The following is a 23,622-nucleotide window of genomic DNA, read 5'->3' on the forward strand; positions in this document are numbered from 1 at the left end:
GACGATAGCCCCATGGGGTCGGCCTGGGGCTCGTCGCGCCTGGGCGGGGGCTACGGGGCGGACGGCCTACGTGGTCATCAATGCCCGGCGGTCCAGGACTACCACCAGGACAACATCATCTCGCCCACCAAAGCGAGCCGGCCCACCAGTCATAGCCGCACGTTACGCCCGGCCCGCGACAGCGCCGAGCCTGGGCGATCAATGCCTCGACGCCGGGCGGTCTACTCGTTCATTATCTCCAGGTCTACCGTGCGGCCGTCTGGGTCGGTGAGGAGATGCCTACCGGGCGGGAGCCTGCGGACGACCGCGTGCGCGGGGACGCGGAAACCCAGACGCAGGCTGCCGGTGGGGGGTCGGCGGTCTGAGGCCGGGTAGACCTCGAAGACCGTCGCGCCGAGCTCGGCGGCGTAATGCTTGGGGCCGTTGCCGTGCTGTTCGGCCTGTAGGGGCAGGCCCAAGCTGATGTAGAAGAGGGCGCACTCCTGCAGGTGGTCGGTGTACAGGACGATCAAGCTGGGGTGCATCGTGCTCCCTATGGGCTGGGTGCCAGGGGTGGGGCGCGCGGTTGACGACTTTGGTCGATGCGGTGTGGCCGGAGGACGGATGCCCGTCGCTTTCGGACTGTCTAGCATCTGGCCAAACGCGGCCGATTGGGGAGACGGGGATCGTGGCATTGGAAGTCAAGGGGATCTCGTACGCCATCGAGAACGCGCCGACCGACGTCGTCCGCCGCAACCTGCGCGTCATCGCCGAGGAGCTGCACTGCACGACGGTGATGCTCATCGGCACCGAGACCGAGTCGCATATCGCGGCCGCGCAGCATGCGCTGGAGGCGGGTCTCGACGTCTACGTCCGGCCGTATTTCGCCGACCGTCCGCGCTCGGCGCAGCTGGCGCACCTGGCGGCGACGGCCGCGGGGGCCGAGGAGTTACGCGCCCGGCATCCCGGCCGGGTCACGTTGCTGGTCGGCAGCGAGTTCTCCCTCACCGCTCCCGGGATGATCCCGGGACCGCGTGTCTTCGTTCGCCTGCAGGTGCTGGTACGGCCGCGGCTGCGGCGGCTGTTCGACCGCCGGATCACTCGTAGGCTCAACCGCCTGCTCGCCGACGCGCTCAGTACGGCCCGCCGCTGCTTCCACGGCCCGATCACCTACGCCGCGGGCGCATGGGAGAAGGTGGACTGGTCCGGCTTCGACCTCATCGGCGTGAACTTGTACCGTTCCGGCAGCGACCCTGCCGCCTACCAGAAACGGCTGCAGGCTCTCCTCGACGGCGCCGACAAGCCGGTCGTCATCACCGAATTCGGCTGTGGCGCCCACATCGGGGCCGACCAGCGGGGACCCGGCTCCTTCCGCATCGTCCAATGGTTCGCCGATGAACCCCGCGTCAAGGACGGCCACGTACGCGACGAGCACACTCAGGCCGCGTACCTCGGCGAGCTCATCGACCTGTACGCCGCGCACGGCGTCCACGGCTGCTTCGTGTTCACCTTCGCCATGCCGGACTTCCCCCACCACCCCGACCCACGCCACGACCTGGACATGGCGGGCTTCGGCGTGGTGAAGGCTCCGGCGGACGACATATGGGCCTGGGAGCCCAAGGAGGCCTTCCACGAAGTGGCCCGCAGGTACGCATCAACCTGAACGAGTCGGGCCCGGCCGCAACTCCCCGCTACTGCCCGTCCCGGGACAGGTGAGCCTTGGCATCGTCGTAGGAGTTCTCGCCGGGCGCGTCGGCGGGCTTGTAGACGAGGTACAGCACACCTGTGGTGAACGTCTCGGACTTGATCAGCTCCAGCGGGATGGCGTTCTCCCCCTCGTCGAACAGGCGCTCGCCCTTGCGGACGGCGATGGGGTGAACCAGCAGGTGCAGCTCGTCCAGCAGCCCCGCGGCCAGCAACTGGCGGACCACCGAGACCGAGCCGCTCACCGCGATACGGCCGCCCGGCTCGTTCTTCAACGCGGTCACAGCCTCGACCAGGTCGCCCTGCAGAAGCTCGGAGTTCCGCCAGGTGAACTCCAGCGGCTGGCGCGACACGACGATCTTCCGGGTCTCACCCAGCGTCTTGGCGAAGCCGGCGTCCTCGCCGCCCTCGGCCTCCCGCTCCGGCCACGCTCCGGCGAAGCTGTCATAGGTCTTGCGCCCCAGGAGCAGAGTGTCGGCCATCTGCGCCGTCACGGCGGCGCCCATCTCGTCGTTGAAGTACGGGAAATGCCACTCCGCCGGCTCCTCCACGACCCCGTCGAGCGAGATGAACAGGCTTGCAGCGATCGTCCTCATGATGGTCCTCCAGGTAATTGGGCGGGCCCCGTCCGGCCCGCCGTTCTGATGTGCCTTCAGCCTCGCGGAACCGGCTTACGAAGCGCTTAAGGTCTCCCTCAGGAACGACGGCGACGGGGCGTCACGACTCCCGGTGCCTTGTCGCGCCGGTCCCGAAGCAGCGAAGGGCTGGCAGCGATCCGCGCCCGGGAGTGTCGCCAGGGCCTGTTCGAGGTTCAGATCAGCAACCCCCCGCTTCACCGCCATCTTGTAGCCGGGCTGCGGACGCTCCGGTACGGACCCGCACCGGCCAGAATGTTCCAGTGGACCCGTGTTCGGGGAAAGCGCCGCGAAGGAGACGTGTGGACGACAGCGTGTCGTTGATCCAGCTTGTCCATCGTCTGGAAGAGGTGGTGGACGACCTACGAGGCATCCCCGTCGACGTGGAGCGGGTGGATGACGATGCGCTCGTTCGGCAGCAGATCGCGCAGGTCGTCCCCGCGGCCGGCGAGCTGCGGGCCCTGCAGCCTTTGAGCGCGGTGGAGAAGGGCTCCGAGGAGCAGAAGAGCAGGCGTAGGGTGCTCGACGCCCTGGAGCGTGGCATGACGATGCGTACGATCGTCCACGCGAGCGTGATGGACGACCCGCGCAAGGCGGCCCGGGTCAGGCAGTTGCATGCCTCCGGTGACCTGCACCGGGTCGTCGACGAGCCGATTCAGCAGCTGCTCATCTTCGATCGCGCAGTGGCGTTCCTGCGCATGACTCCCTTCACCCACGCGCCGGGCACTCTGGTGATCCGGCAGCAGAGCGTCCTGACCGCCCTCATCGACCTGTTCGAGCGGACCTGGGCCAACGCCAGGGAGGTCGACGAGCCGACGCACAGGCTGAGCGCCCGCGAGCGCGAAGTGCTCGCCCTGATCGCGAAGGGGCGTTCCAACAGTGCGGTCGCGCGCACCCTGTCGATCACGGAAGCAGCCGTCGGCAAGCACGTGGCCAGCGTGTTCGCCAAGCTCGACTTGCCCGAAACCCCTGACGACAACCGGCGGGTGCTGGCGGTACTCGCCTACCTGCGCGGCACGGTGAGGTAGTGCCAAGCCGACCGCGTTCTCGCCCCAGCCCCCATGCGGCCGGAAGCCGGCCCGGACTTCAATGACCTCATGCAACGAATGAATGGATTACTGGTCGGCGCTGTCTTCGGCGCGGTCTTCGTCGTCGTGAACGCGCAGAGTCCGCTCAACGCCGTGACCGTCACCTTCTTACGGGCAGCCGCCTGTCTGGCGGCCGCCGGCGTCATCGGCATGTGGTTCGCCACCGCCCGGAGGGAACGGCCCGCCGCGGGGCAGCAGCGGAACATGTTCAGCCGTGGCTACCTCATCGTCGTCGCCGCCGAGGCGATCCTGCTCTTCGGCGGGCTTCGGGTGCTGGCCGCCTGGGGCGTCCCTGAGCAAGCCAACGTGGCGTGGGTGGCATTGGTGGTGGGCGTACATTTCATCGCGTTGGCGCCCATCTGGAAGGACTGGGGCATCGCCGTGCCCGGCGTGGTCCTCACCCTGCTCGGCGCCGGCGGTCTGGTTCTGGCGTCGACAGCCGCCGTCGCCTGGGTACCGTTCCTCAGCGGCGTGCTGTCCGGAGTGGTGCTTCTGACCGGCGCCGTCGCCTTCGGCTGGCGCGCTGTGACAACTCGGACGGCCTAGGCCGCATAGGGAGTCCGGGCTTTTTCCATATGCCCGACGCCGCCGCACGTCGCCCGCCGGCGCACGCCGCCGCAGCACGCCGCCGCCGCACGCCGCCGCCGCACCACAGCACGCTCAACGAGCTCTTTGCCCCTGCCACGGCGAGGAACAGCTGTGGTGCTCACCTCGGCACCCGGATTCAGCCGCCGCCGCGCGGCATCCCCGGCATAACCGTCCTCAACACGAATGATCCACTTTTTGTGCCATTCGCGTTGACAACAGCCTCATTCCGATCGATGCTTTCTTCGCTGCGCGCCCATCTTTTGACCACCATGCCCAATATTTGGGCATCCCGGGAGAAGTTCACGCCGTGTTCGCGATGCATTGCCTGAAACCCGAGGTCGGACCTGCCGCCGCCTTATCAAGGCACCCCATGGAGGGTGGCGCCGGCCAGGGAGCCGCCAAGAAGCGGAGTGCGGCGCGGTGCCGTAACGGCACGCCGACCTGCCCTTCACCGCCCATCGGAGCGAGCGCGCGGTGACCGTCGTCAGCGACCTCACGAGCAGACGGCTCTCCGGCTGGTGCGATCTGCCCTGCTCCCCCATCGCGCCATCCATCGCCCGCCGCTGGGTGTCGGCGATGCTCGCCTCCTGGGATCTGTCGCTCTGCGCCGCCGACGAGGCGACGATCGCCGAACTGACCAGCGAGCTGGTCACGAACGCGGTCCAGCACGCCGCCGCGCCCGCTCGCGGATCGTCCGACATAAGCATCAACGTGCGGGTCGGGGACACCACGGTCTGGCTGGCGGTCTGCGACCCCGATCCGACCCTCCCCACGCAGCGGACCCCCGACTTCTTCTCCGAGAGCGGGCGCGGGCTGTTCCTGGTGGAGGCGCAGGCCGACCAGTGGGGCGCCGTCCAGCACGAAGCGGGCAAGTACGTCTGGTTCAGCCTGGAGTGCCTCGGCGGCGCCCGACGGGCGGGCGAGGCACCGCTCGCCAGGACATTCGCTGTGCGCTCCCCATCCGGCCCCACGAACACGAAGGAGAATCCGCCATGTCCCCCGTCGTCCTTCCCCATGACGTCCACGGCTCCGGACCGCACCGCGTAATCGCGTTGCACGGCTGGTTCGGAGACCGCGGCTCCTTCAGGAAGATCCGGCCCTACCTGGACGGCGACACCTTCACCTACGCCTTCCCCGACTACCGGGGGTACGGCGAGGCCCGCGACCTCACCGGCGAGTACACCCTCGCCGAGATCGCCGCCGACGTGACAGCACTCGCCGACAAGCTGGGCTGGGAGAGCTTCTCCCTCGTCGGTCACTCGATGGGCGGCACGGCGATGCAGCGGGTCATGCTGGACGCGCCCGGCCGGGTCCGCAAGCTCGTCGGCATCTCCCCGGTGCCGGCCTCCGGCGTGCCGTTCGACGACGACGGGTGGGCGCTGTTCTCCGGCTCCGCCGAGGAGCCCGCCAACCGTCGTGCCATCATCGATCTCACCACCGGCAACCGGCTTCCCGGCGCATGGCTCGATGAGATGGTGGACAACTCGCTGCGGAACTCCACGGTGACCGCTTACCGGGCCTACCTGGATGCCTGGGCGCGCACCGACTTCCACACCGAGGTGGCCGGCGCCACCACGCCCGTGCTCGTCATCGCCGGTGAGCACGACCCCGCCCTCTCCGCCGACGTCATGCGGGGTACATGGCTGCAGTGGTACCCGAACGCCGAGCTGCTCACATTCGCGGACGCCGGCCACTACGCGATGGATGAGACACCGTTGGCCCTGGTGTCCGCCATCGAGCGTTTCCTGTCCGCCTGACGATCTCCAGATGGGATGTCCATGATCGATATGAATACAACGGTCAACGTGTTCGACCCGCGTATCTACACACAAGGCATCCCGCATGAGACGTACCGCTGGCTGCGCGACCACGACCCCGTGCACTGGCAGGATGAGCACAAAGTCGGTGACTGGCCGGCGGGACCCGGGTTCTGGGCGGTGACCCGCCACGCGGACGTCGTGCGCGTGCTGCGCACGCCGACGGAGTACAGCTCCTGGCTCGGCGCCACCCAGATCCGTGACCCGGACCCCGCCGACCTGTCGTTCATCCGGCGCACGATGCTCAACCTCGATCCGCCGGACCACGGGCGGCTCCGCCGGATCGTCTCCGGCGTGTTCACCGCCAGGCGCATCGAGCGCTTCACGACCGGCATCGCGGCGCGGGCTCGTCTGCTCGTCGACGAGATCGCCGAGCGAGGCGAGTGCGACCTGCCGGTGGACGTGACCGACGACTACCCGATCCACAACCTCGCCGATCTCCTCGGCATCCCCTCCGCCGACCGCGGCCAGATCCTGGAGTGGACCAACCGCGTGATCGGCTACCAGGATCCTGACCATGCGACCGTCGTACGCGGCCCGGACGGCAAGCCGGTCAATCCACGATCCCCGGCCATGCTCAGCGACATGTTCGAGTACGCTCACTCCCTCGCCGCCTACAAGCGCCGGAATCCGGCGAACGACGTCATGACGGCGCTCGCCACGGCGGAGGTGGACGGGCAGCGTCTCACCGATCCCGAACTGTCGATGTTCTTCTTTCTCCTGGTCATCGCGGGCAACGACACGGTGCGTTCGGCCCTGCCCGGCGGGATGCTCGCCCTGCTCGACCACCCCGACCAGCATCGTCGGCTGCTCGATCAGCCTGAGCTCCTCGACTCGGCCATCGAGGAGATGCTGCGCTGGCATCCCCCCGTCCTCAGCTTCCGGCGTACAGCAGCACGCGACACCGTCCTGGCCGGGCGGCGCATCGCCGCGGGCGACAAGGTGGTCGTCTTCCACGGCGCCGCCAACTTCGACGAGCGGCAGTTCCCCGACCCGATGCGTTTCGACATCGCCCGCCGGCCCAATGACCACGTCTCCTTCGGGGACGGCCCGCACGTGTGCCTCGGCTCCCGTTTCGCCCGGCTGCAACTCCGCGCGTTCTACCGGGAACTTCTTTGGCGGCTGCCGGACGTCGAGCTCGCCGGACCACCGGTCCGGCTGGTGTCGAACTTCATCGGCGGCATCAAGCACCTGCCCTTGCGCTACACCCCCGTACCTCGCCTTGACACACAATGACCGCTGAGCAGCACAGCACGGCCGCCTCCACCATGGCGGGCTCGAAGACGATCGACACCGGCCTGCGGCTCCTGGAGATCCTCAGGGACCACCCGGACGGGTTGACGATCACCGAGCTCGCGCACGTGGCCGGGATCCATCGCAACGCCGTCTCCCGCCATCTGACCGCGCTCGGCAACCACCGGCTGGTCGCACGGATCGGCACCCGCTTCACCCTCGGCCTCGGCATCGTCGAGCTCAACGCCGCCGTGCAGCACAGGCTCCGCAGCGCGGCCGCCTCCGCGCTCCAGGTGCTGGCCGACACCTGCAACGCCACCGCTTTCATCACGGTGCTCGACATCGACGAGAGCCAGGCGGTCGTCCTCACCGTGGCCGAGCCGCGCGCCTCACAGATCCACGTCAGCTATCGCGCCGGCACCCGGCATCCCGCGAACCGCGGCGCCTCGGGAATCGCCATCCTGGCCGGCCGCCCGCCCTGCCCGGGGGAGCGCCCGGCGATAGCCGAGGCCCGCGTCACCGGCTACTCGGTCACGGCGGGTGAGCTGCAGCCCGGGGCGTGGGGTGTCGCCGCCCCGATCACCACGCCAGGGCGCCCGGCCGACGCCAGCGTGGGCGTGGTCACCATCGGCGTGCGGGATGAAAGTGAGATCGCCCCACTGGTGCTCAGCGCCGCAACCCAGATCGCGCGGCTCCTCTAGCGTGACAGAGTAGCCCGAACGGTACGGTGCGCCGCGAACGACTGCCGGTCACCCGACCAGGCCGCCCGGGGGACGGCCGCCTCCAGCCGGTCGAGGTCGTCGGCGGACAGCACGACGTCGGCGGCCCCGGCGTTCTCGGCCAGCCGCGTCGCCCGCCTGGTGCCGGGGATCGGGACGACGTCGTCACCCTGGGCCAGCAGCCAGGCGAGGGCGAGCTGGGCCAGGGTCACCTCCCGCTCGGCGGCCATCCGGGCCAGTTCGGCGAGCAGCGCCTGGTTGCGTTCGAGGTTCTGGCCCTGGAACCGCGGGTCACCGTGCCGGAAGTCACCGGCTCCGAAGGTGCCGCCGGTGATGGTGCCGGTCAGGAAGCCACGGCCAGCGGGCTGTAGGGGACCAGCCCGATACCCAGCCGGCGGTGCGGCCCGATTCGGTGGGTGCCGTGGAAGCAGGTGCCCGCGCAGAAGCGGCACCTGATGATCGCCGTAGTGCTGCGCGGGAAGTCGATGGTGAGGAAATGGACGACGGCCTCCCTGCCCACCATGTGGTGCGTCGCACCAAGCGCTGCGGCGGTCGCGTTCCCGGGCGGAGCCAGCCATTCCGCGTCCTGGGCGAAGAAGCCGGCGATCAAGCCCTTGTCCCGAGTCGAGAATGATCGCCATGCCCGCTTTGCCAGCTAGCGGTTCCGTTCAGAGGTCCTGCCGGGCAGTGTAGGCATCCTCCCCGCATGGGACCGGCCGCATTCGGACATGGTCACTGGACGGCAGCGCTGGCCAGGCATGATCATCGTCTCGAACACTCATCAAGCAGGAACCTGCAAGGGATGTTGCATACTGCATTCAGTATGTATGATCACAGGCGAAGTGGAGGGGAGTACTCCTTCGCGGCCGCGTCGTCATCACGGACCCGCCTCGGGGCCCGGCGCGGTCGGTCCGCGACGCCGCGGGCGGAGAAGACCTCCGACGGACGTGTCAACGCCAAGTCGGAGGAGCACTCATGCCCCCACCTATGCCCGTGCCCGCCTGGCTGTGGGCGGCCACCATCGCCGCCCTGCTCGGGCTCATCCTCCTCGACCTGATCATCGTCAACAGAAAACCCCACAAAGTCACGATCGCCGAGTCGGCCCGGTGGATCGCCTTCTACATCGGTTGTGCCGTCGCTTTCGGCGCAGGCGTGTGGATCTTCGGCGGCGATGACCACGCGGCCTCCTACATCACCGGCTACATCACCGAGTACACGCTGAGCGTCGACAACCTGTTCATCTTCCTGATCATCATGACGAACTTCGCCGTGCCCGCGATCCACCAGCACCGCGTACTGCTCATCGGGATCGTGATGGCGCTGGTCATGCGCGGGATTTTCATCGGCGTGGGCGCGCAGGCCGTACAGCGCTTCAGCTGGGTGTTCTGGCTCTTCGGCGGCATCCTCATCTACACCGCATGGAAATTCGCCTTCAACAGCAAGGACGACGAGGAGTACGACCCCAACGGCGGCGTCGTACGGCTGGTGCGCAGGCTGTTCCCCGTCGCCGACGACTACCATGGCTCACGGCTGACCATCAAACAGGACGGTCGCCGCCTGCTGACCCCGATGTTCATCGTCATCATCGCCATCGGCGGCGCGGATCTGGTCTTCGCGGTCGACTCCATCCCCGCGATCTTCGGTATCACCCAGGACGCCTACCTGGTCTTCGCGGCCAACGCGTTCGCGCTGATGGGGCTGAGACAGTTGTACTTCCTGCTCGGCGGGCTGGTGGAGAAACTCGTCTACCTCTCCTACGGCCTGGCGGTCATCCTCGGCTTCATCGGCGTGAAACTCGTCCTGCATGCCCTGCACGAGAACGAGCTGCCGTTCATCAACGGCGGCGAGCACGTCGCCTGGGTCCCTGAGATCAACAACTGGATCTCGCTGGCCGTCATCGTCACCGTGCTCGCCGTCACGACGGTGGCCAGCCTGCTCAAGTCCAGGCGCGACGCACGCCAGGACGGCGAGCTGTCCGTGTCCGAGCCCGCCGACCAGGCGCGCAACTGACCACGGGGCAGGCTCGCCGAGACCGGCGGCGAGCCTGCCCCGTGGCTTGCCGCCCCGGACATACGACACGTCGGCCGCCGCCGCGATCCCGTTGATCATCCTGCCTGTACGTCGTGCGCTCGGACTGCCATCCAGGTGTGGACCTGGCTCAGAGCTAGACCGTGACTTCTTCCGGGCTGCTCGGCTTCACAGCGGCCGCTCCGTTCCTTTCGCTTGCGCGGTTCGCGCCACGAGTTCGTCAAGCATCAGGGTGACGTTCTTGGTCGCAGCTGTGCACGGCGTGAAGCGGATGTGGTCCTGGAAGTCGTCGGCGAGGGTCAAGGCGACCGTCGTGGGGATGTCGATGACCTCCAGGTCGCTGAGGATCTGCCGCAGGTGCTCGACGGCTCGGGTGCCGCCCTGGATGCCGTAGCCGACGAATCCCGCGGCTTTGCCGTTCCACTCGGCGTACAGGAAGTCGATGGCGTTCTTCAGCACGCCGGGAACCGAGGCGTTGTACTCCGGGGTGACGAAGACGTACGCGTCGAAGGCGCCGATCTTCTGCGCCCAGGCGTGGGTGTGAGGGTGGCTGTAGTGGCCGGCGCGCGGTGGGACGGGCTCGTCCAGATGGGGCAGCAAATAGTCGGCGATGTCCACCACCTCGAAGGTCGCGTCGTCGCGGCGGGCGGCGAGGTCGTGCACCCAGGCGGCGACGGTCTCGGCCTTTCGGCCCGGACGGGTGCTGCCGAGGATGATCGCCACCTTCGGGCGGCCGGCGACTTCATTTCGGTCGGCGATGGGCGGTTGGATCGTGGATCGCATGGCGGGTGTGCCTTTCGGGACGACGATGTGCATGTTTGACCTGGTCTCCGGGAATCTGGGCCGCGGCTCGGTGATCGGGTGGCGTCAGGGCAAGCGGTAGGTGCCTACTTCGTGCAGCACGGTCACGACTGGCGGCTCGTCGCACCGCTCGTCCAGGGTGGCCCGGTAGTGCTGGAACGCCTCCACCTGCTGCAACACCCCCGGCCCCTCGGCCATCTCGGCGACGTCCACGAAGGTCACCCCGTCGTCGAGTTGGAAGGTCGCATAGCGCAGGCCCTCTGGCCGAACCGCGTGCATGTCCTCATAGACGGCACGCAACAACTCCAGTTCGCGCTCCACCTGTTCGGGTTTGACCTTCCAGCGGATCATCACGTGCATGACTGGCTCCTCACGGTGGCTGGCCGGAGTGACTGCCCACACCAACCTGCGGCGGCCACCGGCGCTTCCTCTTTTCGGACGACACAATGTATTCCAGAATACATGGTGTCAAGTCAATGCTAGGATGAGGTCCATGGCCACTCGGAGGTACGAACAGCGCCTACGCGCGGAGGCGGCGCAGGAGACCCGGCGCCGCATCCTCGACGCGGTCTACCAACGGCTGCGCGAGGCTCCGTCGGAACCGGTCAGCATCGACCGCATCGCCCGCATGGCGCGCGTCGCACGCCCCACCGTCTATCTCGTCTTCGGCTCACGCGCCGGGCTCTTCGACGCGGTGGGGGCGGACCTGCTGCAGCGCGGCGGCTTCGACCGCATGCTCCAAGCGTCGGCCCACCCCAATGCCCGCGAGGCGCTGCGCGGTGCCATTCACGCGATCGTCGAGATGTACGCGGCTCACCGAGACGTGTGGCGCGTGCTGCAATCGATGGCGCTGCTCGACGCCGCCGCAGTCGGAGGCGCGGTGCAGCGGATGGAGCAGGGCCGTGCCGCCGGAATGGCCGAGTTGGCTCGGCACCTGGACGAGCAGGAGGCGCTACGCCCGGACGTCACTCTTGACCAGGCCACCGACCTGCTCTGGCTGTTGACCAGCTTTGACAGCTTCGACCTGCTCTACACCGGCCGAACGCTGCCCCTCGATCAGACCGCGACGACACTCATCACCACCGCCGAGCGAAGCCTGTATCAGTGACGGCTCGGCCCCCGCCCCTTCTTTTCTTGCCGGGCGCTGTGGCGGCGGCCGTGACCGGATTACTCTCGGCCGGGCCACACCGCTTCCTGCAAAGCCGGCCTCAGTGCTGGCGCTGATCTTGTTACGTGGGGCGGATCAGGAACTGCCCGGCATGCGGTGAAGATTTCTCCCGCACGTCCCACCGCGCTGGGATCGCCGTGGACATTGGCGCGGATCCGTACGATCATCGCACCGTGTGACTGGTCCCGGCCGGCTCTCTGCGTGACCGGAGGACGCATGATCAAGGCGAGGGTACGGCCTGAGCTGGTGGGACGGGCCGGTGAGAGGTCACGGATCGAGGCGGCGCTGGCGGGCGGCCACAGCCTCGTCCTCATCGACGGCGAGCCGGGAGTGGGCAAGACCCGGCTGCTGGAGTACCTGGTGGAGTCCGCGCACGCGGCCGGACGCACCGTCCTCACCGGAAGCGCCACCGAGTTCGAGCGGCTCGTCCCGTTCGGCATGTACGTGGACGCCTTCACCCGCCTGTCCGACGCCGCTCCCGGCGCGCTCGCGGAGGCGGCGCTGCGTACCCTGCTGGCGGCGGACAAGGCCGATCAGCTGGATCGCTATCACACCTATCGCGGCATTCGAGCGCTGCTGACCCACCTGGCCGACGACCGGGGCGTCGTGCTCGCGCTCGACGACCTGCACTGGGCGGACGCCCCGTCGCTCGAACTGACCGAGTTCCTGCTCCGCCGTCCACCCGCGGCCGGTTTCATGCTGGCGATCGCCTGCCGGTCGAGCATGATCCCGCCGGTGGTGTGCGACGCCGCCGCCCGGCGGGATCCGTACGTCACCCGGCTCAGCCTGGCCCCGCTCGACGAGGACGCGGCGGCATTGCTGATGCCGTCCGGCGTCGAACCGCGCAGGCGGCGGCTGATGTACCGGGTCAGCGGCGGCAATCCGCTGTTCCTGCGGGCGTTGCTGGACGCCGACGACACGACTCTGGCGGAGCTGGCCGACGGCCGCCCTGGGGCGACGCTCGCTCTTGAGCAGACGCTGCTGGCGGTGCTGCGCCGCGAGCTGGACCGGCTCACGCCGACCGGCAGGCAGGCGGCCCACGCGGCGGCCGTCGCAGGCGAGCTGGCCTCCCCCGTCGTCATCTCCCACATCGCCGAGCTCGACGCCGCGACCGCCGCCTCCGCCGTGGACGAGCTGTGCCGGCAGGGTCTCGGCACGCTGGCGGGCGCGCGGTTCACGTTCCGCCATCCGCTGGTACGCGCCGCCGCGTACGACACGTGCGGACCCGGCTGGCGCGTCGCCGCCCACGCCCGGGTCGCCGACTACCTGCGGCGCACCGACGGTTCGCTGGCCTTGCTCGCCCACCACACCGAGCGCTGCGCCGAGCACGGCGATGAGCGGGCCGCGCGGACGCTGGGTGACGCGGGCATCGCCTACCTGAACTCGGCCCCGGCGACCGCCGTGCGCCTGCTCCGCGAGGCACTCCGGGTGCTGCCCGAACGCGACGACCTCGTGCCGTACCGCGGTCAGTTGCTCACCGGGCTGGCGCGGGGCACCGGTGTGATGGGCTCACTGGCGGAAAGCAGGCGCATCCTCCACGAGGTCATCCACCTGCCGCACGAGGTGGCCTCGGCCGCGGTGGCCTTCTCCTCCGTGATCTCGCGCATGCTCGGCCGCCTGGACGAGGCGCGGGCCTTGCTGAGCGCGCAGACCCGCAAGGCCGGCCAGGACCAGCGGGTACGCGCCCAGCTCCTGGCGGAGCTGACCGCCGTGGCGGTGTTGCGGGCGGACTCCCAAGGCGCCCGCAGGCACGCGCTCGAAGCCCTCGGGATCGTGTCGAAGACGTCCGACCCGGCGCTCGCGGCGGCGGCGTACGCGCTGCTGGCCCTGGTGTGCCTGCAGGACGGCGACGTCTCGGCGGCGCGGGCGCACAGCAGGCGCGCCGGATGGCTGATGGACGGCGCGTCGGACACCGCTCTCGTGCCGCACGTCGAACTGGTCGCGCCGCTGTCCTGGGGCGAGATCTCCCTCCAGCGACCGGCCGCCGCGGAACGCCACCTGTCCAGGGGCATCGACCTCGCAACGATGTCCGGCCGCAGCTACGCGATGCCGTACCTGCTGATCGGCCAGGCCCGGCTGAAAGCACGGACCGGGCATCTGGCGGAGGCCATCGAGATCGCGGAGCACGCCGCCACGGCGTCCGAATACATCCGTAGCAGCGAGACGCTGGCGATGGCCAGGTGCGTCATGTTGCTGCCGGTTTTGTGGCGGCATGGGATCGGCCCCGCCATGGCGCTCGCCGACCAGCTCACCGCCGCCGGTCCCGGGTCGGCGTGGTGGCAGGCGATGGCGTACGTGGCGGTGGCCCGGGTCCGTCTCGCCGGCCGGGCGGGACCCGAGTACCCGCCGCCGCCGGTGCTTTCCCGCGACACCGAGGTGGAGCGGCTGGCCGTGCAGTCGATCCGCGCCGGGGCCGACGGCGACGTAGGCGCCGCGCTGGCCCGCTCCGCGGCGGCGCTCGAGGCCGCGGGAGACCTTCCGTACGAGCTCGGCATCGCGTACGACGCCCGCGCCCGCGCGTTGAGCGGGCGAGACGACCTGGCCGGAGCCGCGGCCGCCGCGCAACGCGCCACCGAGCGGTTCGGCGAGAGCGGAGCCGTCGTCGAGCGCGGCCTGGCTCATCAACTGCTCGCCACCGTCCACGGCCGCATGGGAGACGTGGCGTCGTGCCGCGCCGAGATCGGCCGGGCCAAGGTCGCCTTCAAGGAGTCGGGCGCCGACTGGCTGTCCGGCCGGCTGGCCCGGGTGGAGCGGCAGCTCGCCGCCCGCGGGCCGCGGCACGCGGCACGCGAGACGGCGCTGACGACGCGGGAACGCCAGGTGGCCGAGTTGGTCAGCCAAGGGCTGACCAACCGGGAGGTGGCCGAGCGGCTCCAGGTCAGCCAGAAGACGGTGGAGACGCATGTGGCGCGCATCTTCAGCAAGTTCGACGTGCGGTCCCGGGTGGCGCTGGCCAGGCGGCTGGCGAGCCCGGGGTGACGGCTGGAGAGCCGCCGGGCGGCACGCGTCCGCCCGGCGACCCCGGTCATCGGGTGTGGCCTAGATCCACCACCCGATCGGATCGACCTCGTCTTCGACGTCCTCCGGGCAGGGGTTGGAAGGCTCGGACGGGACGATCCGCTTGAGGCTGAGCCAGGTGACGTTGACGGGCTGCTGCAGGCCACCGCCGCTCATGACGGCCGGTTGGACCACCAGGGCCCAGCCGCCCGACACGCCCGGTTCGGTGGCTTCGATGTCGCACGGATCCCCGGTGGGGGTGTTCACGATCGTGCCGCCGCCGGAGCCGCCCGAGCCACCCGTGCCGGGGCCCGTGCTGGGGCCGCTGGGCAAGGCGGGCGGGCCGTTGGCATAGGTGGCGGGAATCCAGGTCGACGGCGCCGGACCACCACCGCCGGAACCACCGCCGCCGCCACCGCCGACCGTCGGAGCCCCCTGGATCGGTGGCAGCGGGATCGGGTTGTTCATCACGTCGGACGGGAACACGATGCTGTCCGGGCCGACGAAATGACAGATGCTGTCGGCCGGCGTCCCGTCGCACGACTCTTGCGGGTTGTTGAGCGCCCAGTCCCGAAGCTGCCGGTTGGCATCCGGGTTCTCGGTGGAGGCCTGCGGGTTGGTGATGACACGGTTGAAGTCGGGCCCGTTCGGGAAGTAGCTGGGGAATTCGCCGGCCATCCAGGTCGCCAGCGCCTTGCCGATCGCCACGCTGCCCACCTCATTGGGGTGGAAGCTCTCCTGGCTGGACTTGAACCTCTTGCGCTCCGACAGCGGATTCTCCGCCAGCACCCTCGTCCGGGTCTTCAGCCCGTTGAAGTACGACTCCGGCTGGCCGAGCTCGTGACCGGCCACCACGCTGGTGCCGTTCGGCCCCGCCGTGTTCGGGTCGAACACATGGACCTTGACGTTCGGGAACCGGGCGCGGAAGTTCTCGACCGCGTCCTTGACCGCCTGGTTCACAGCGACGGCGAACGGATACATCAGGTCCATCGCCGGGCCGGAGATGTACTCGAGGCTGTCGGAGTTGCCGGACGGTTTGATCGCCAGCGGATAGAGCGCCACGATGAGCTCGGCGTTCTGCGCCTTGTTGTGCGTGTCCACCAGGCCCTGCTCGATGTTCGCCATGACCTGCGGCATGCGATTCATCAGCCGGAGCACCTCGAGCCTGACGGCTTCGTACTGATTGTGCACCCACTGGTTGGGCCTCGCGATGCTCTGCTTGACCCACACCTCCACCGCGGTGGACACCAGCGACCCGAAGCCGGCGTCGTTGCCGCCGAGCCCGAAATAGACGATGTCGGCGTCCGAGGGAACGCCGTCGAGCTGCGGCGGGTTCCGCACCTGGGTGCAGTCCTTGTTCTCGCACTGCGAGTTCTTCAGGTGCCTGGTCTCGGCGCCCGAGGATGCGTTGAAGTGGAACTCCTCGCCCTCACCCCAGGTGGTGCGGATCTCGGTGGGCTGGATCGTGTACGTGCCGACCGGATGGCGGCCCGACTGCAGGTAGGCCCACGCGAGGTGCGGCAGCGCGTAGCCGGACTGATGCCGCCAGTCCTCGGTGCCGTCCGCCTTTCCCTTGTAGATGCTGTGGAAGCTGGCGCCTTCGCCACTGGTGTAGCTGTCGCCGACCACCGCGAACTTGTACTTCCGCTTCGTCGGCGTGGGCGTCGGCGTGGGTGTGGGCGTCGGCGGCATCGCCGTCGGAGGGGGCGTGGGGAACGTCGGGACGGGCTTGAGCGTCGGCTTGGGTGGCGGCGGCTTGACGCCGGGCGGCCCGGCCACCGCCGGAGTGCCGGCCAACATGGTCGCGACGAGGGCCGCCACGAGCGCGAAGAGGCCCAGCCGCCAAGGCATGAGCCATCGCCGTAACCGGTGGGGAGGTCGCATGACAAGCCTTCCTTATCGGAGGGGTCGGAGGGGATCGAAAACTTGCCGCACGCATCATCCGCCGCCATGCGACCGCTAACATCGGGTGATCCCCACCCGACCACCCCGACATCCGGGGCCTTGCTCCGCACCCGTCAGGCGTCGAAGCGCCGGCGGGAGCCCTCGTCAACGGCCACCCACCAGCACGCCCCCGTACCTGTCATCCGGAGGCGGGCTGCCCTGGCCTGGCGCTCAGCCGGCGTCCCAGAAGGCGTCCTCGGCCTGCTGATCGACCGAGAAAAGCCACACCTCCGCGATCCGGTCGCCTTCGACCCGCAGCACGTCGACGCCGTCCATCGACATCTCAGCGCCGTCGCGCTTCGCCGAGAAGTGGACGGGAATCGCGACCAGCGTGTCGTTGATCATAGGGGCACCGGTCAAGGCCAGCTCGAAAGTCCCCGCGGTGGCGGTCATCTGGGCACCGAGCAGCTCGTTGACCTTGGCGACGCCGCGATAGGTGCCGGAGAGCCGGTGGTTGCCGGGCTGGTGCCACACGATGTCGTCGGCGAACAGGCCCGCGACTGCGGCGAAGTCCTTGGCGGACACCGCGTCGACATACCGGCGTGCGACTGCGAGCGTGGTGGTGGACCCCATTGTCGATCTTCTCCTTCGTCGAGTTCTTCCTGCTGGAGCCCTATACTCACCATCAGTAACCATTTACCTCAACGTAACTAATTACAGGATGTGACGCATGTCACAGCTTCCGGACTTCAATGTGCTCACGGCCACCTGCCCGTCCCGCACGTCGCTGGCCCGCATCGCCAACAAGTGGACGGCGATGGTGGTGATCGCGCTCGCGAACGGCCGGATGCGCTTCGGCGACCTGCGCACCACGGTCGACGGGATCAGCGGGAAGGTCCTCACCGACACGCTGCGAGACCTGGAACGCGACGGGCTTGTCGCGCGGCACGCGTACGCCGAGATGCCGCCCAGGGTCGAATACGAGCTGACCGAGCTGGGACGCACGCTGCACGAGCCCCTGCAGGCGCTGGGCCGATGGGCCGAGAAGCACATCGCCGAGGTGCTCGCGGCGCGCGACGCCTACGATGCCCGCCGCTGACTTCCCTCGGCCTGCCGTGGCATCATCCGCGTACCGTGGACCAAACCTCGCCGGGGCCGGTCAACACGGCCATGCGCGACGCTCAGCGCTTGCGTCTCCTCCCATGGCGGCCCCGAGCGCCCGGGCGAGGCCCCTCCACGAAGCGCAGCCGGCGGGTGCGGGCGCGCAGCGGCTCGGCCACCAGCCTGCGCAATTCGTCCATGCCGACCTCGGCGGGATGGCCGGAGCGCACGACCGTGTCGATGATCTCCGGCGCCTCACGTCCCGCGATCTCGGTGACCTGATCCATGACCTCGTCAGGTCCGCCCAGCTCCAGCAGCGTGAGCAGTCCTTCCGCCATCAGCAGCAGGTACTCGTCCGACGTGAGGTCGTCGGGACGCAGCGCGTCCTCCTCGAGGAGAGCCGTCACGGCGATGGGTCCCAGCGCCCGATCCCCGTGCAGCCGCCTGAGGAGCGACTGACCGTCGGGCAGCGCCTCCGCCAGGACGTCGAGCATGGCGGCGGCGTGCGAACGGAACGGGCAGACGCGGATGGCGTCCAGCAGCGGCTCGACGTCGCCGCCGTGTGCCGCCAGCCAACCGTCCAGCTCCATCGCGGCCATGTCCGGCGGGTAGTGCTGCGCGAGCACGCCGAGCAGCTCGCCCGGTGCGGCCTGCGCCAGCTCGCCGACGAGCGGTGCGTCCCGGCCCTCCGCGAGCATCCGCTCCCGCATGGCTCGCACGCCCAGCGGTGTCAGGCTGACGAGCAGGCCCGGCTCGGCGAGGCGGGCGCGGAGGCGCTCCCGCGCCGCCGGCGGTAACATCTGCTCTTCGTCGTCGAGGTCGCTGGAGTAGAGCTCGTCGGCCATGCCGTGGTCCAGATCCACGGCGCCCAGCTCGGCCAGCACCTCCAGCGCCGCTACCAGGTCCCGGTCGACCTCCTGCCGCCACAGGCCGTGCCGGGGATCATCGTCGTCGAGCTGGAACTTCTCCTGGCAGGCCAGCCAGACCGATTCCTGGAGCCGGGCCACGGGGACGCGGCCCGGCAGGCCGTACACGCTGTTCAGCACATCCGGCATGGCCTCGTCGAACTCCTCGGCCAGCAGCGACGCATAGCTCTCCGGCGGGCCCAGCTCCATGCCGACCTCGAAGAAAGCCTCGAAGGCCCGCGCCCACAGCTGTTCCGGATCACGCAGGAGTGGCGCGGCCTTGGCCACGCGGACGAGACGGCCCTGGTGCACGCGGACTATGCGGATGCCCTTTCCCCATTCGAGCAGGAAGTTCAGCTTGGGCAGCTCCGTGGCGCCGCGGACCTTGAGGTCCTGCTCGCCGGTGCCGAGGAGCTCGGCGAGCTCACGGGCGTCGGCCAGGCGAAGGTTCCCGGCGGTGGTGAGCGGCCGTCCGTCCTTTCCCGCCCAGTCGGCCAGAGCCGTCAACCGCCGTACGGTCTCGCTCCGCGCCGCCGCGGCGGCCAGTTCCGGGGCGGGCGGCAGGGTGACGGGAGGCTGAGGGAACGCCCGCTCCTCGTCGAGCCCGGGGTCGAGGAAGCGCGCCTCCGCGATCTTTTCGAGCAGGTCGGCATCGTACGCCACCCGCCCCGCGTCGATGTCACGCTGGAACCTGTTCAAGGCCTTCTGATCGGTGAGATCGACCCCGTGGTCGAGCGCCACCTGCGCCCAGAACTTCGCCAGCCCGAGCCGCAGCGGGTCGTCCAGCACCGCCGGGTAGTCGTTCGCGGCCTCCGCCACGGCCGTCTCCAGCTCGGCCGGCGTGGCGCCGCGCGGATCCCGCAGGCCTGTCGCGTCGAGGTAGCGCAGCAGCGTCAGCAGGGTTTCCGGTGCGGCCTCGAGCATCTCTCGCGGCGCGATGACGAACCGGGGAATCCATTCACCCAGGAACCGCCCCACCTGTTCGCCGTTCCAGAACGCCAGCCGTCCGTCAGTGCTGCGATGGCGCGCGTCCAGGGCGGCCTCCAGTACAGTGGCGTCGGCCCTCAGCCCGCGCTCACCGGCCCAGCCGAGGCAGCGGCGGATCAGCACGTCCTTGGCCGCCTCGAATGCCTCGTCCTCGTCCGGCTCGAAAAAAGTGCGCATGATTCCTCGTGATCCCTGGGGTCGATCTTCCTGCCCGCTGGCCATGGCATCCGCAGCAACCAGTGGCTCCCCATGATGGACCGAACAGCCCTTGGGCGGGCACGGGCATGGAAAATCACGCCCGCGGCCGGACTACTGGAACTGACCGAAACGCCGCTGCCGCCTCTCGAAAGTGCAGGGGAAGTTGAACAGTCGTCGCCGACGGCGTTCAGGTCTACGTTGCCACTCGCAGTTCATGGCACAGAAGGGGACGCGAGGGCACGACACCGCTGGTGTCGTGGGACCGCCGGCAAGGCTGTAAGCGACCGCGCCGCAATCCAGTGGGCGGCTCGGCGCCCACCTGAGGGTTGTAGCTTTCCAGCAACCGTGCCCTGAGCGCCGCAGGCTCCTTGGGCAGGCTTCGCAGCTTCGTCAGCGTCGGCTTCAGGCCATCGGCGAGCTCCAGCCCTACATCCAGGTCCGCCGAGCAGTCTGCGGACATGTTCTTGTCGCACCCCCGCGCGGGGCACAGCTTGGGGAAGCCGTCCTGTCGCCACACTTACAGGCCCTCGGCCGGCCGACTTCATGGTGGTAGGCGTCCGGAAGTTCTTGGGAAACTTCGCCGCTTTTCGAAAGCGCATGTCGGAGGCCCTGCCGTCACCTTCAGGCCACGTTTCAAGCCATCGTTGATCGCAACGTTTACCCAGGTCAAAGCAGAATGTGAACACAATGTTCGCATTTGCCAGAAAGTTAGCCGAATAGTAAGAATGAGGACCTCATCCGCGCCAATCCCCCCAAATACGGGACTCCCCTGGCGTGCGCGGAATCACAAAGGAGCGACGATGCCGATTCTGGTCACGGGAGCGACAGGGACCGTCGGGCGCAGCCTCGTCCGGCAACTCCTGGAGGCAGGGCAAGAGGTGCGGGCGCTGACCCGTACGCCGGAGAAGGCAGCGCTGCCGCCGGAGGTCGAGCTCATCCGAGGCGACTTCAGCGACCCCGCAAGCCTCGCCCCTGCTCTGCGCGGGGTCGAACGCATGCATTTGGTGGCCATCGACGGCTACGGCCCGCTCACGACCGGAGCGGAGATCATCGAACTGGCGGAGCAGGCCGGGGTGCGACGGCTCACCCACCTCGGCCACAACGACCCGAGCGCCCCCGACGACGACCCCATGGAAGCCGACCACCGCGCACTGCATCGCGTCATCGAGGGCTCCAGCCTGGAATGGACCCACGTGTTCCCGGGCGAGTTCATGGCCAACACCCTGGACTGGGCGCCCTCCATCAAAGCCGAGAGCGTGGTGCGGGCGCCGTTCGGCGCCTGGACCAACGCCATGGTGCACGAGGCGGACATCGCCGCGGTCCTGAAGAGCGCGCTCCTGGAGGAGGGCCACGCCGGCCACACCTACTGGCCCACCGGGCCCGAGCCCGTACGACGGGCGGACGCGGTACGACTCATCGGCGAGGCGATCGGCCGGGAGGTGCACTTCGTCGAACTGACCCCCGATCAGGCCCGCGAGGAGTGGAAGGACACCTACCCGCCCGAGGTGATCGACTGGTTCCTGCAATTGGGCGATTACCTGAATGACGCCGAGGTGCCGGTATCGCCGGACGTGGAGAGGGTGACCGGCCGCCGTGGACGGACCTTCGCTCAGTGGGCCGTCGACCACGCCGACGACTTCCGGTGAGGCCGCCGTGACCGTCTCGGTCAACGGCGCCCGCCGGAACATCGGCCGAGGATCGCCACCGCCGATAGACACCCGGCCGGTGCCACCACTGTTCTCCTGGCGCGCGGAATCCGTCGACCTGAGCGATTGGGAGGCGGAATCGGAGCCGGGTCTTGTCAAGGCGGTGGCGTCAACCACTCGACCTGATGGCCGTCCCGCACCAGGACGAGTTCCCCCGTCGCCGTGAAGCCGGCGGACATGGCTCCCTCATAGGTCGCGGTCGTCCGCCCGCTGTTGTCGACCAGTTCCGCCCTGCCGCCGTGCACCAGGATGAATCGCTCACCCGATGGTGCGGCTCGGACCTGGACCTCGGTTGCGAAGTCACGGGCCCACGTCTGCACCCCGGCACGGTCCACCCCGCGGACCGCCGTGTGCGGCCTGCCCTGTGTGTCCTTCCATCGGCCCAGGACCACCAGGCCGGACCGGCCGGCGGCGCACTCGCCGACGAACTCAAGATCGGTGCGGATGGGCAGCCGCCGGGTGCGTTCCAGGATCAGCACCGGTTCAGGGCCGACGAGGACGGCGAGTTCTCCGCGGCTTGCCGTACACGCGCCCCATGCCTGGTTGGCGGGCAACCGGCCAGGCAGCGGGCGCCACCCGTGACGGTCACGCGCGAACCAGAGCGCGTCTCCATCGCCGCCCATCACCAGAAGCGCGGTGGCGCGTCCCGGATCCTCACCCCACACCGCGCTCGCCGCATCCCCTACGTCGAAGTCGTGGGAAGAACCGTCCGTACGCAGGACGCGGACGCGGCCCTTGCCGGATACCGGACCTTCGGCGATGACGGCGTCGGACGCGGACCGGGCGGAGAGCACTTTGAGGACCGGGTGCCGGGAGTTCATGAATGCGGCCTGGCCGCTGGGTATCGGGCTCCACGAGGCGATGGCACGGCCGTCGAGAGCTTCGCCGCCGGAGAAGACGGCCTCCGGGCAGCGGGTCAAGCAGATGACGTGTGACCCCTGCTGGAATGCGGTCCGGTCATGCCACACCCGCCCGCCGTTCCTGGCGATTCCCAGGAACGACTCCGATTCCATGTCGAGAAGGACCGCGCCGTCGGTGGAGAGGGCCGCCAGGGCCACACCGGGCCGTACGCCGGGCGCGGTGGGGGCGGCCGCCGAACACGCTCCGGCCGCCAGGACGCAGGCCATGATGACGGCCGGCCACGTTTTGCGGATCATGGAATGTCCCCTGGTCGGGGCGGCGCTTCCCTTTGGTGCGCCGCCCGTCGTTCCACGTGTGTCCTTACCGATCGGGTCAGATCCTTCTGGTCTTGCCGTGGCATGAGGGGTCGGGCCCACTACGGTCGAAGATGACCGTGAACTCCACCCACACACGCCAGCTTCGCTTGACCGAGACCCTCTTCGAGACTCCGCCACTGCCTGGCTTGACGTTGTTTTCCGACGTAGAGCGGTCGACGATGATGTCGGGCAGGTTGTTCATGTGCCTTTTGACATAGAACCAGACGTTGCTCTCGTTCCGGAGGCCGGGACCGCTCAGGTACCAATTGAACCTGTTGAAGATGTCGTATTGGCCTGAGGTGTAGTAGTAGGCGTTGAGGGATGCGGAGTTCGATCCCCTGTCGCACTTGCCGGACACGACGGCGGCCGTTCGGCCGAAAGCCGACGCGGCGGCCCCGGTCGAGGAGATGGGAGCCGCGTCCATGTCCATGGCCGCCGCCGGTCCCGCCGTCAGCATCGACCCGAACACGGCCGCCACGGCCAGAATCCTCGTCGGTTTCATTTCTCCTCCTTGACTACCGGGGTCCAGGAGGGTCAATTCAAGTTGCTCGATATCGGATCGTCGTCAATCGAACGCCGTAGATACGCGTAAACTCTCGCCGTATTCCGGTCACGCCGAGAGGTGAAGCGGCATTCTCACACGTCAGGCGGTGGATCCTCCAGCTTCCCCCACACCTGCCGGACGTCGACATCGATCACCTGGTACACGGGGTATTCGGCATGCGTGATCAAGCCTCCGATTGGCGTCTCGGCGCCCCCGCACGATTCGCTAAGGCGAGCGTACGTGGATCACCGCACCGCTGTCCCACTTCGCCAGATCTCCGAAACCGGGCACGGTTCAAGCCGTTGCGCACCGGTCGGTAGGGC

Annotated in this window: 23 protein-coding genes; 12 read left to right on the plus strand and 11 right to left on the minus strand. The window is 68.9% G+C overall.

Annotated elements, in window-relative coordinates:
- Nucleotides 1–221 precede the first annotated feature (221 nt).
- A complete protein-coding gene (locus ID574_RS39630) occupies nucleotides 222–524 on the minus strand; it encodes a VOC family protein (RefSeq protein ID WP_188194166.1) in 303 nt (100 codons plus the stop codon).
- 143 nt (nucleotides 525–667) lie between these two features.
- Between ID574_RS39630 and ID574_RS39635 the strand changes: the two genes are divergently transcribed.
- Nucleotides 668–1,642, plus strand: a complete 975-nt coding sequence (locus tag ID574_RS39635; protein ID WP_188194167.1) for a glycoside hydrolase family 113 protein — start codon at nucleotides 668–670, stop codon at nucleotides 1,640–1,642.
- 28 nt (nucleotides 1,643–1,670) lie between these two features.
- On the opposite strand, the gene ID574_RS39640 is transcribed toward ID574_RS39635, so the two are convergent.
- Nucleotides 1,671–2,279: a dihydrofolate reductase family protein gene (locus ID574_RS39640; protein ID WP_188194168.1), complete on the minus strand. Its 609-nt coding sequence runs from the start codon at nucleotides 2,277–2,279 to the stop codon at nucleotides 1,671–1,673.
- Nucleotides 2,280–2,620: 341 nt separating this feature from the next.
- On the opposite strand from ID574_RS39640, the gene ID574_RS39645 reads away from it, so the two are divergent.
- The 6 genes from ID574_RS39645 (at nucleotide 2,621) to ID574_RS39670 (ending at nucleotide 7,745) form a co-directional block, all read left to right on the plus strand.
- Complete coding sequence (locus ID574_RS39645) at nucleotides 2,621–3,346, plus strand: helix-turn-helix transcriptional regulator (protein WP_223167555.1); 726 nt, start codon at nucleotides 2,621–2,623, stop codon at nucleotides 3,344–3,346.
- A gap of 33 nt (nucleotides 3,347–3,379) precedes the next feature.
- Entirely contained in the window at nucleotides 3,380–3,952 is a 573-nt protein-coding gene (locus ID574_RS39650) for a hypothetical protein (RefSeq protein ID WP_188194169.1), read from the plus strand.
- 516 nt (nucleotides 3,953–4,468) lie between these two features.
- On the plus strand, nucleotides 4,469–5,041 hold the full coding sequence (locus tag ID574_RS39655; protein ID WP_188194170.1) for an ATP-binding protein: 573 nt from the start codon (nucleotides 4,469–4,471) through the stop codon (nucleotides 5,039–5,041).
- Nucleotides 4,987–5,751, plus strand: coding sequence for an alpha/beta fold hydrolase (locus ID574_RS39660; protein ID WP_188194171.1), 765 nt, complete (start codon nucleotides 4,987–4,989; stop codon nucleotides 5,749–5,751). Before ID574_RS39655 ends, ID574_RS39660 begins: the two co-directional genes overlap by 55 nt.
- 21 nt (nucleotides 5,752–5,772) lie before the next feature.
- Nucleotides 5,773–7,047 carry a cytochrome P450 gene (locus ID574_RS39665; RefSeq protein ID WP_223167556.1) on the plus strand — a complete coding sequence of 425 codons (1,275 nt, stop codon included), beginning with the start codon at nucleotides 5,773–5,775 and terminating at the stop codon, nucleotides 7,045–7,047.
- The gene (locus ID574_RS39670; protein ID WP_188194172.1) at nucleotides 7,044–7,745 is read left to right on the plus strand and encodes an IclR family transcriptional regulator; all 702 of its coding nucleotides are present in this window, start codon (nucleotides 7,044–7,046) and stop codon (nucleotides 7,743–7,745) included. Before ID574_RS39665 ends, ID574_RS39670 begins: the two co-directional genes overlap by 4 nt.
- Here the strand turns inward: ID574_RS39670 and ID574_RS39675 are convergent.
- The gene (locus ID574_RS39675; protein ID WP_223167557.1) at nucleotides 7,742–8,215 is read right to left on the minus strand and encodes an aldo/keto reductase; all 474 of its coding nucleotides are present in this window, start codon (nucleotides 8,213–8,215) and stop codon (nucleotides 7,742–7,744) included. The genes ID574_RS39670 and ID574_RS39675 overlap by 4 nt on opposite strands.
- The gene (locus ID574_RS60580) at nucleotides 8,107–8,373 is read right to left on the minus strand and encodes a hypothetical protein (RefSeq protein WP_223167591.1); all 267 of its coding nucleotides are present in this window, start codon (nucleotides 8,371–8,373) and stop codon (nucleotides 8,107–8,109) included. The genes ID574_RS39675 and ID574_RS60580 overlap by 109 nt, the downstream gene beginning before the upstream one ends.
- 365 nt (nucleotides 8,374–8,738) lie before the next feature.
- On the opposite strand from ID574_RS60580, the gene ID574_RS39680 reads away from it, so the two are divergent.
- Nucleotides 8,739–9,773 carry a TerC family protein gene (locus ID574_RS39680; RefSeq protein WP_223167558.1) on the plus strand — a complete coding sequence of 345 codons (1,035 nt, stop codon included), beginning with the start codon at nucleotides 8,739–8,741 and terminating at the stop codon, nucleotides 9,771–9,773.
- Between the two features lie 186 nt (nucleotides 9,774–9,959).
- Here the strand turns inward: ID574_RS39680 and ID574_RS39685 are convergent, their stop codons facing one another.
- Nucleotides 9,960–10,574 (minus strand): NADPH-dependent FMN reductase, encoded by a 615-nt coding sequence (locus tag ID574_RS39685; RefSeq protein ID WP_188194174.1) that lies wholly within the window; start codon nucleotides 10,572–10,574, stop codon nucleotides 9,960–9,962.
- An 84-nt stretch (nucleotides 10,575–10,658) separates the two neighbouring features.
- Nucleotides 10,659–10,952 carry a hypothetical protein gene (locus tag ID574_RS39690; protein WP_188194175.1) on the minus strand — a complete coding sequence of 98 codons (294 nt, stop codon included), beginning with the start codon at nucleotides 10,950–10,952 and terminating at the stop codon, nucleotides 10,659–10,661.
- A gap of 133 nt (nucleotides 10,953–11,085) precedes the next feature.
- Here ID574_RS39690 and ID574_RS39695 point away from each other — a divergent pair, with 133 nt between their 5' ends.
- The gene (locus ID574_RS39695; protein ID WP_188194176.1) at nucleotides 11,086–11,700 is read left to right on the plus strand and encodes a TetR/AcrR family transcriptional regulator; all 615 of its coding nucleotides are present in this window, start codon (nucleotides 11,086–11,088) and stop codon (nucleotides 11,698–11,700) included.
- A gap of 276 nt (nucleotides 11,701–11,976) precedes the next feature.
- Nucleotides 11,977–14,739, plus strand: coding sequence for a helix-turn-helix transcriptional regulator (locus tag ID574_RS39700; RefSeq protein ID WP_188194177.1), 2,763 nt, complete (start codon nucleotides 11,977–11,979; stop codon nucleotides 14,737–14,739).
- A gap of 60 nt (nucleotides 14,740–14,799) precedes the next feature.
- Here ID574_RS39700 and ID574_RS39705 read toward each other — a convergent pair whose 3' ends face one another.
- A complete protein-coding gene (locus tag ID574_RS39705; RefSeq protein WP_188194178.1) occupies nucleotides 14,800–16,641 on the minus strand; it encodes an SGNH/GDSL hydrolase family protein in 1,842 nt (613 codons plus the stop codon).
- A 231-nt stretch (nucleotides 16,642–16,872) separates the two neighbouring features.
- The gene (locus ID574_RS39710) at nucleotides 16,873–17,274 is read right to left on the minus strand and encodes a nuclear transport factor 2 family protein (RefSeq protein WP_188194179.1); all 402 of its coding nucleotides are present in this window, start codon (nucleotides 17,272–17,274) and stop codon (nucleotides 16,873–16,875) included.
- A 97-nt stretch (nucleotides 17,275–17,371) separates the two neighbouring features.
- Between ID574_RS39710 and ID574_RS39715 the strand changes: the two genes are divergently transcribed.
- The gene (locus ID574_RS39715) at nucleotides 17,372–17,740 is read left to right on the plus strand and encodes a winged helix-turn-helix transcriptional regulator (RefSeq protein WP_188194180.1); all 369 of its coding nucleotides are present in this window, start codon (nucleotides 17,372–17,374) and stop codon (nucleotides 17,738–17,740) included.
- Nucleotides 17,741–17,822: 82 nt separating this feature from the next.
- On the opposite strand, the gene ID574_RS39720 is transcribed toward ID574_RS39715, so the two are convergent.
- The gene (locus ID574_RS39720; RefSeq protein WP_188194181.1) at nucleotides 17,823–19,811 is read right to left on the minus strand and encodes a hypothetical protein; all 1,989 of its coding nucleotides are present in this window, start codon (nucleotides 19,809–19,811) and stop codon (nucleotides 17,823–17,825) included.
- Between the two features lie 821 nt (nucleotides 19,812–20,632).
- Here ID574_RS39720 and ID574_RS39725 point away from each other — a divergent pair.
- Nucleotides 20,633–21,478 (plus strand): NAD(P)H-binding protein, encoded by an 846-nt coding sequence (locus ID574_RS39725; protein WP_188194182.1) that lies wholly within the window; start codon nucleotides 20,633–20,635, stop codon nucleotides 21,476–21,478.
- 155 nt (nucleotides 21,479–21,633) lie between these two features.
- Here the strand turns inward: ID574_RS39725 and ID574_RS39730 are convergent, their stop codons facing one another.
- Both ID574_RS39730 and ID574_RS39735 read right to left on the minus strand, forming a co-directional pair.
- Nucleotides 21,634–22,695: a hypothetical protein gene (locus tag ID574_RS39730; protein WP_188194183.1), complete on the minus strand. Its 1,062-nt coding sequence runs from the start codon at nucleotides 22,693–22,695 to the stop codon at nucleotides 21,634–21,636.
- 76 nt (nucleotides 22,696–22,771) lie between these two features.
- Nucleotides 22,772–23,257 carry a hypothetical protein gene (locus ID574_RS39735; RefSeq protein WP_188194184.1) on the minus strand — a complete coding sequence of 162 codons (486 nt, stop codon included), beginning with the start codon at nucleotides 23,255–23,257 and terminating at the stop codon, nucleotides 22,772–22,774.
- Between the last annotated feature and the right edge of the window lie 365 nt (nucleotides 23,258–23,622).

The organism is Nonomuraea sp. SYSU D8015, assembly GCF_008065375.1.
Taxonomy (GTDB): Bacteria; Actinomycetota; Actinomycetes; order Streptosporangiales; family Streptosporangiaceae; genus Nonomuraea.

What these genes read in the sequence shown, in the direction of transcription:
- ID574_RS39630 (WP_188194166.1), bottom strand. Translation starts at nt 524, where the DNA reads ATGCACCCCAGCTTGATCGTCCTGTACACCGACCACCTGCAGGAGTGC.
- ID574_RS39640 (WP_188194168.1), bottom strand. Translation starts at nt 2,279, where the DNA reads ATGAGGACGATCGCTGCAAGCCTGTTCATCTCGCTCGACGGGGTCGTG.
- ID574_RS39650 (WP_188194169.1), top strand. Translation starts at nt 3,380, where the DNA reads ATGCGGCCGGAAGCCGGCCCGGACTTCAATGACCTCATGCAACGAATG.
- ID574_RS39660 (WP_188194171.1), top strand. Translation starts at nt 4,987, where the DNA reads ATGTCCCCCGTCGTCCTTCCCCATGACGTCCACGGCTCCGGACCGCAC.
- ID574_RS39665 (WP_223167556.1), top strand. Translation starts at nt 5,773, where the DNA reads ATGATCGATATGAATACAACGGTCAACGTGTTCGACCCGCGTATCTAC.
- ID574_RS39670 (WP_188194172.1), top strand. Translation starts at nt 7,044, where the DNA reads ATGACCGCTGAGCAGCACAGCACGGCCGCCTCCACCATGGCGGGCTCG.
- ID574_RS39680 (WP_223167558.1), top strand. Translation starts at nt 8,739, where the DNA reads ATGCCCCCACCTATGCCCGTGCCCGCCTGGCTGTGGGCGGCCACCATC.
- ID574_RS39685 (WP_188194174.1), bottom strand. Translation starts at nt 10,574, where the DNA reads ATGCGATCCACGATCCAACCGCCCATCGCCGACCGAAATGAAGTCGCC.
- ID574_RS39690 (WP_188194175.1), bottom strand. Translation starts at nt 10,952, where the DNA reads ATGCACGTGATGATCCGCTGGAAGGTCAAACCCGAACAGGTGGAGCGC.
- ID574_RS39695 (WP_188194176.1), top strand. Translation starts at nt 11,086, where the DNA reads ATGGCCACTCGGAGGTACGAACAGCGCCTACGCGCGGAGGCGGCGCAG.
- ID574_RS39700 (WP_188194177.1), top strand. Translation starts at nt 11,977, where the DNA reads ATGATCAAGGCGAGGGTACGGCCTGAGCTGGTGGGACGGGCCGGTGAG.
- ID574_RS39705 (WP_188194178.1), bottom strand. Translation starts at nt 16,641, where the DNA reads ATGCGACCTCCCCACCGGTTACGGCGATGGCTCATGCCTTGGCGGCTG.
- ID574_RS39710 (WP_188194179.1), bottom strand. Translation starts at nt 17,274, where the DNA reads ATGGGGTCCACCACCACGCTCGCAGTCGCACGCCGGTATGTCGACGCG.
- ID574_RS39715 (WP_188194180.1), top strand. Translation starts at nt 17,372, where the DNA reads ATGTCACAGCTTCCGGACTTCAATGTGCTCACGGCCACCTGCCCGTCC.
- ID574_RS39720 (WP_188194181.1), bottom strand. Translation starts at nt 19,811, where the DNA reads ATGCGCACTTTTTTCGAGCCGGACGAGGACGAGGCATTCGAGGCGGCC.
- ID574_RS39725 (WP_188194182.1), top strand. Translation starts at nt 20,633, where the DNA reads ATGCCGATTCTGGTCACGGGAGCGACAGGGACCGTCGGGCGCAGCCTC.
- ID574_RS39730 (WP_188194183.1), bottom strand. Translation starts at nt 22,695, where the DNA reads ATGATCCGCAAAACGTGGCCGGCCGTCATCATGGCCTGCGTCCTGGCG.
- ID574_RS39735 (WP_188194184.1), bottom strand. Translation starts at nt 23,257, where the DNA reads ATGAAACCGACGAGGATTCTGGCCGTGGCGGCCGTGTTCGGGTCGATG.